The 6,461-nt window shown below is 47.8% G+C and carries 5 protein-coding genes; all 5 read right to left on the reverse strand.

What is annotated here, in order from left to right; translation table 11 throughout:
• Positions 1-462: 462 nt before the first annotated feature.
• The gene (gene menB, locus V3S16_RS16375) at positions 463-1,284 is read right to left on the reverse strand and encodes a 1,4-dihydroxy-2-naphthoyl-CoA synthase (RefSeq protein WP_413886880.1); all 822 of its coding nucleotides are present in this window, start codon (positions 1,282-1,284) and stop codon (positions 463-465) included.
• Between the two features lie 58 nt (positions 1,285-1,342).
• A complete protein-coding gene (menH, locus tag V3S16_RS16380; RefSeq protein ID WP_413886882.1) occupies positions 1,343-2,128 on the reverse strand; it encodes a 2-succinyl-6-hydroxy-2,4-cyclohexadiene-1-carboxylate synthase in 786 nt (261 codons plus the stop codon).
• A 202-nt stretch (positions 2,129-2,330) separates the two neighbouring features.
• The gene (gene menD / locus V3S16_RS16385; RefSeq protein ID WP_413886884.1) at positions 2,331-4,094 is read right to left on the reverse strand and encodes a 2-succinyl-5-enolpyruvyl-6-hydroxy-3-cyclohexene-1-carboxylic-acid synthase; all 1,764 of its coding nucleotides are present in this window, start codon (positions 4,092-4,094) and stop codon (positions 2,331-2,333) included.
• Positions 4,094-5,482 carry an isochorismate synthase gene (locus V3S16_RS16390; protein WP_413886886.1) on the reverse strand — a complete coding sequence of 463 codons (1,389 nt, stop codon included), beginning with the start codon at positions 5,480-5,482 and terminating at the stop codon, positions 4,094-4,096. The genes menD and V3S16_RS16390 overlap by 1 nt, the downstream gene beginning before the upstream one ends.
• 119 nt (positions 5,483-5,601) lie before the next feature.
• Entirely contained in the window at positions 5,602-6,384 is a 783-nt protein-coding gene (xth, locus tag V3S16_RS16395) for an exodeoxyribonuclease III (protein WP_413886888.1), read from the reverse strand.
• Between the last annotated feature and the right edge of the window lie 77 nt (positions 6,385-6,461).

Raw genomic sequence — 6,461 nt, forward strand, 5'->3', positions numbered from 1 at the left:
CTGACAGTGCCGACATAATGTGCAGCCCGCCGCTTTCAAACGCCATGGCTGAACCGATAACCACCGGCGCCACTGACGCCCACAGTGTTTTGGGCCGCGCCGCCTGAACCCAGATGTTTAGACTTGATCGTTCCATTTAACTTAATAATCACCGCTGAGACGCAGAGGTCGCAGAGAATTTGTTTCTTTTTTGCTTTCCGCTGACCCCAGAGGAATAAGCTTCGCATTCCACAGGGCAGGGAGGGCGGAAAGCAAAAACATGCATCCTTGTGGAACAAAGAAATAACTGCTTGTATTTCAATATAATATTATCCTTATAAAGCTTGAGCTATTTTCTTTTGCCGTCCCCTCAACGGCAAAAGAAATAATATTTAACTCTGCGGCCTTTGCGTCTCAAGCGAAGCGGGCGGTGAAACAATATAAAAAACACGTAATCGACTTACGAATTAGAGCACTAAGGCACTAAGTGCTTCGGGGGAACTTAGAAAAATCCGGCTTGCGTTTTTCGAGAAAAGCATTGCGTCCTTCCTGGCCTTCCGCGGTCATGTAATACAGCATGGTGGTGTGCCCGGCAAGTTCCTGGAGTCCTGCCTGGCCGTCACAGTCTGCATTCAACGCTGCTTTCAGACAGCGGATGGCGACCGGTGAGTTCGCCAGAATCTCCCGGCACCACCCGACCGTTTCCTCTTCCAGTCTTTTAAGCGGCACGACCGTGTTTACCAGACCCATCTCCAGCGCCTGCTGCGCATTATACTGGCGGCAGAGAAACCATATCTCCCGCGCTTTTTTCTGACCGACCACTCTTGCCAGATAGCTGGAACCGTAACCGGCGTCGAATGAACCCACCCGCGGGCCGGTCTGGCCGAAGACAGCGTTGTCGGCCGCAATGGTCAGGTCGCACATCAAATGCAAAACATTTCCGCCGCCGATGGCATAGCCGGCGACCATGGCAATCACCGGTTTGGGGCAGGTGCGGATCCGGCGTTGAAATTCAAGCACATTCAAATGGTAGTCGCCTTTTTCATCTTGATACCCGGCTTCGCCGCGCACTCTCTGGTCGCCTCCGGAGCAAAAGGCTTTGTCGCCTGCACCGGTCAGTACAACGACACCGATGGAATGATCGGCACGGGCGTCTGCCAAAGCCTCGATCATCTCATTGACCGTCAAGGGGCGAAAGGCATTGCGCACTTCGGGACGATTGATGGTTATTTTGGCGATTCCCTCGGCCTGGTGATACTTAATGTCGGTAAATTTTTTACTTTCAGTCCAATTAATAGTAGCCATATTCTTTCCTTTGTTAAAACGCTCCATGGATAATCATATTTCCAAATCTTTTGAGAGACTACTCAAAAAACAGGTTGACCTGCTTAATGTATTCAGTTCTATTTTCCAGATGCACGTTGTGACCGGCATTTGCAATAATTTTGACTTTTGCCCGGCGGCACCTTGCAACCGCGGCATTGCCAATCTGTATAAATTTAGCGTCCTTTTCACCAACAATGAAAAGCACATCAGCGCTTATTTGGTCAAGTTTGTCCCAGAGTGGCGCCTGTACACCGGCACCCATCTGTTGCAATGACAAGCTTAACCTGCTGGAATTGTTTTTCATTCTTATTTGAATCATTTCCTGGTACGGCTTGCTTTCCTTATCCAGAGATGAAAATATAGGCTGGTTGTACCAGGTTTGCAAGAACTGGTTCAACGGCAGAGCTTCAAGTTGCCGAGCCATCTTGCGGTCATGTTTGACGCGTGCACGCCTTTCCTTTCTGGTTGGCAGTCCCGGCGAGGCGGATTCGATAATAATTTTCTCAAATCTTTCCGGATAAAAAACCGCCAAATAGAAGGCCAGCCTACCGCCCATGGAATATGACACCAGGTGACAAGCGTTAATATTGAGCGTATCAAGAAAAAGGATCAGATTGGCCGCACACTTTTCCAGGCGGTAATCCTCTTCATCCTGAACCGCTGTGCGGCCATGCCCGGGCAGGTCCACGACAATGCAGTAAAAGTTGCCGCTCAAAAAAGGGACAATGGCCCCCCATTCGTCGGTATTCCCCATAAATCCGTGCAGAAACAGCAAGGGGGGCTTTTCTTTATCGCCATACGCTGCGTAATGAAAACGCTTCATGAATTATACTTCACTTTTGATAAAGATGCGCATTGTGATTATAGCGGTTTTCAAAAATACGTTCCGTTTCCGACGGCTTACTGAGAAATTGTTAAGTTAACGGTTCAATCGCAACATTATTATGAGAATCGCTATAATATTCTTCCGAGTAATGAATCACAAATAACCAATAACTTCAATTGAGCATTATCATTAATCGGCGTTAGAGTTTGTCGATGGTAGACTTGATTTTTTCCTGAAGCAGTTTGTGGAATGCCAGGTTTTCTTGGCGGTCGGTTATGATTTCAATGACAGCGGAACGTTTTGAATTCAGAGATGTTTTGTAGGCGCTTGCGAAAGCATCTTTTGAGCGAGGTTGATAATAATCAAGCTTAAACGTTGCCGCAATTTTTTCAAAAGTTAAATCGTGCGGTGTGGCAAAAAACGGTTCAAATATTTCCCGGCATTCATAAACCGGCAAAAAGGAAAAGATACCGCCACCGTTGTTGTTGACGACAATAAGCGTTAACGGGTTGGAAATTTGATTCAAAAGGGCCAAAGAGTTTAAATCATGTAAACAGGCCAGATCCCCAATCACCGCCGTAGCGGGTGCCTGTGCGCCATGAACAAACCCGGCCGTAGCGGCGATATTGCCATCGATACCGCTGGCACCGCGATTGGCCGCGACTTTAACCACAGAACCTGAAGGATCGGCATACATATCCATATCGCGAACGGGCATACTGTTGCCCAGAAAAAGGCCGTTGTCCGTGGCAATATGCGTTGACACAATTCGAGCCACAGCGGGTTCTGATATGGCAGGGTCATCACCAATGTGTCGATCAATCAACGCTCCAACGGCGTTATCGGCTTTTTTGAATTTTTTCAGATAGATATTTTCCTCGTGGATATTCAGAAACGGAAGCAGTGTTTTGCAAAACCGACTGATGTCGGATTCAACTCTTGTGGTGATTCTGTGGTTTGGATCATGACGTAAAGGATGTTCGGCCACATGGATATAATGTTTCGGCTGGTTTTGCTGCAAAAAGAGTTCAAAGCGTTTAGAGGTCGGTACGCCGCCAAAGTGCATGATCGTTGACAGTTTTACGGTGCTAAATTTTTCAGACAGTAACAACTGGTCGAAATAACTAACGATGTTGCTGTCTTTGACACCCAGCCGCAAACCGGAACGGATATCGACAAAAACCGGCCAGTTTAACGTCTGAGACAATCGATGGACAGCTTCTCGGTCCGCATCCGAACGCAAGCTGCCGATAACCAGCAGGCCTTTGGACGTTTCATTTAAGAGTTTCGCTATTTGTTCGATCCTGCCGTCGTCAACAGTGTTAATTGACTTCTCATATGCGGTGAACGGTTTGTTGCCGTTCAGCCATCTTTGGGCGCCGGCAAGATACGGGCTGAAATCTTTTGGCAGCGGTAACGGCGCCAGCGGTTCCCGGAACATACAGTTGATATGCACCGGACCCGCGGGCGATCGCACCGTTCGATAAACGGCCTGATCTACCAGCGTCAGGATAGATTCAGGTGGAACCTGTTCATCCGGACAGGGCAGTTCGCAATGAAAGCGTACATAGTTGCCGTATAAATTGACCTGGTCGATGGTCTGGTTGGCACCGCTTTGAAGAAGTTCCGGTGGGCGGTCGGCCGTTAATAGTATCAACGGCAGCATGTCCATGGAAGCTTCCACCACCGCCGGATAGTAATTTGCAGCGGCGGTTCCGGAAGTACATACCAGCACCGCCGGCCGGCTGCTTGCGCGCGCGTATCCGAGGGCAAAATAAGCAGCGCCCCTTTCATCAAAATGCATAATGCTGGCTGCTTGTTTTTCAGTCGCTACGGCAGCGGTCAGCGGGGTGCATCGGGAACCGGGGGAAAGTACAAATTGATTTATTTGATTGCGCAGCAGCTCTTGGACGATTAAATTTGCCCAAAGTGCGTTCAAGCTGGATGATTTTTGATTGACCATCAGGTCAGCACACTTAAAAACATATCGATTTTATTGTTCATTTCGTCCCATTCATTCTCCGGGACGGAGCCGTTAACAATACCGGCGCCGGAATACAAATTGATGTAATTATCTTGTACCAGACCACATCGAATCGCCACGACAAATTCGGCGGCATCCCGCTTGACCCAGCCCACCGGAGCGGCATACCAGCCCCGGTTGAATCCTTCCAGACAATCAATTTCCTCTAAAGCCTTATCCCTGGGATAGCCCCCGACCGCCGCTGTGGGATGCAAGGTTTCGATCAATTCCGCATCCGAGATGTTTTCTTTTAATTTTATATCAAAACGGGTAATTAAATGTTGTATGCGGGCAAGCTTTAACAAAGAGACGGACATGTTGCCGAAGTTCAAGAAAGGGGGGGTCAAAGATACAAAGGCATCTTTAATACTGTCAACCACATAACGATGCTCCCGCAGGTCTTTTTCACTCTGCAAGAGCTCCTCGCCCAGGCCTTGGTCTTCCTGGCTTGTTCGACCTCTAATACGAGTGCCGGCGATAGCTTCACTCTGCAGCTTTCTTCCTTTACGACAATAAAGAAGCTCCGGTGATGCACCGATAAATGCCAGATTATCCTCCGGCTGAAAACAGAATTTATAACTGCTTGAAGCTTTATCTCGCAATTTTTGTAATATTATAAAATGGTTAAGGTTGTCAGAAAATTCCAGCGCTCTCTTGCGGGCCAGAACAATCTTTTCATATCTATGTGTTTCAAAAGCCGCTAACGCCGACTGAACACTAGCTTTCCAGCGGCTTTTCCCGGGAAAATCTTTCTGGGAGATAATTTTGGGGATGCCCTTGTCAATACCGTCAGCTTCAAAGGTAATAGCTTCAAGTTGAGTCATAATCGACGTGTGATTATCTCCATCGGCACGCAAATTACAGACAAAGAAAGTCTTACCCCTTGATTTAACCAATTCAAAGCGGGGCACAACAAAATAATAGCGGCCAAACCGCTTCCAGCTATCATGGGAGGTTTGATTGGGGGCAAACTTAAACCCGCCATAATACCGCACATCCGGATCGGAGTGATCAAGATAATTATGCAGCCGGTCAAACAATCTGCGATAACCGTATCCGGCGTCATCGCCAATATAATCCGCCGCACCCACTCCGGCGGCCTCAAAACGGTTATCACGGCTCGACCAGTAAGTTTTCAAGCTAAAGTTCTGGCTTTGCAGCCACGGTAACAACGGTTGGTCAGGGATCTGAACCGTCAAACGAATAATCTTTTGATCCTGATATAGCGGCATGGCCGAAGATGCCAGAGCGGCCTCCATCTTTTTTGCCATTAATTTTACTATATGTTTGATATCGTCCACTTTATCCTGCCGGTGTTTGTTCGCCATCTAATATACCCTGCTCTGTATCCATAATTTGTTCAAAAGATAATAGTAAAAGCTCCATCAAAGGGCAAGGATAATAGAAAAAAGATGTGGCTGTGTCAAACAGAAATGTCACATATAAATTATGAACCTAAGTTTTCAAATTCGGCGACGATAAAGGTATGATCCGAAGGCCGCTGCCAGAGCCTGGGCTGCTGATCGATCCAGGCCGCTTTCGATATTTCAGCCAAGCTGCGTGTGGCCCAGATGTGATCAATGCGCCACCCCAGACCCCGCTTGACGGCATTGGGGATGCGATAGTCCCAGAAGGTAAAAGCTTTTTCTGCGGGCTTGTGCCGGCGGTAAATGTCTATAAAGCCCCATTCCATGACGTTTTTTAAGGCTATGTGTTCTTCCGGATGATAGCCGATGCTGCCCAGCAGCTCTTTTGGATCATAAACATCAATCGGGTCCAGGGCCACGTTAAAATCACCGGTCCAAATGATCGGCATGTCCGCTGTATAGTTGGTTTCAAAATATTTTCTGAGGCGTTCAAACCAGGTGATCTTATATTTAAATTGATCCGAATCCGGAGCGCGTCCCTGGGGAACGTAGGTATTAACGATTTCGATCCCATCTATGTTTACCCTGATAAGCCGCGGCTTCTCTTGGGCATCATCGTCACCAAAGCCGGTCGAGACCTCCCGGGGCTCTTGTTTGCTTATAACGGCAACACCGTTATAGCTTTTTTGGCCTTTAAAATTACAATAATAGCCCTCATCAACAAACGGCTGTAAAGGAAAATCGTGATCCTGGACTTTGGTTTCCTGAACGCAGAGAATATCAACGGATTCTTGCTTAAGCCACTTAAGAATGACCGGCAGGCGCGCCCTGATCCCGTTGGCGTTGAAACTTGCTATCTTCATGGTAAACATTCCTGTAGGCGTTCACAGGTTCAGAGTTGCTTTTTTTGTTAACCTTTACTAACTAGCCCCGAACCTCC

This window comes from Candidatus Desulfatibia sp., from assembly GCF_036446775.1.
In the GTDB taxonomy this organism is placed as follows: Bacteria; Desulfobacterota; Desulfobacteria; order Desulfobacterales; family UBA11574; genus Desulfatibia_A.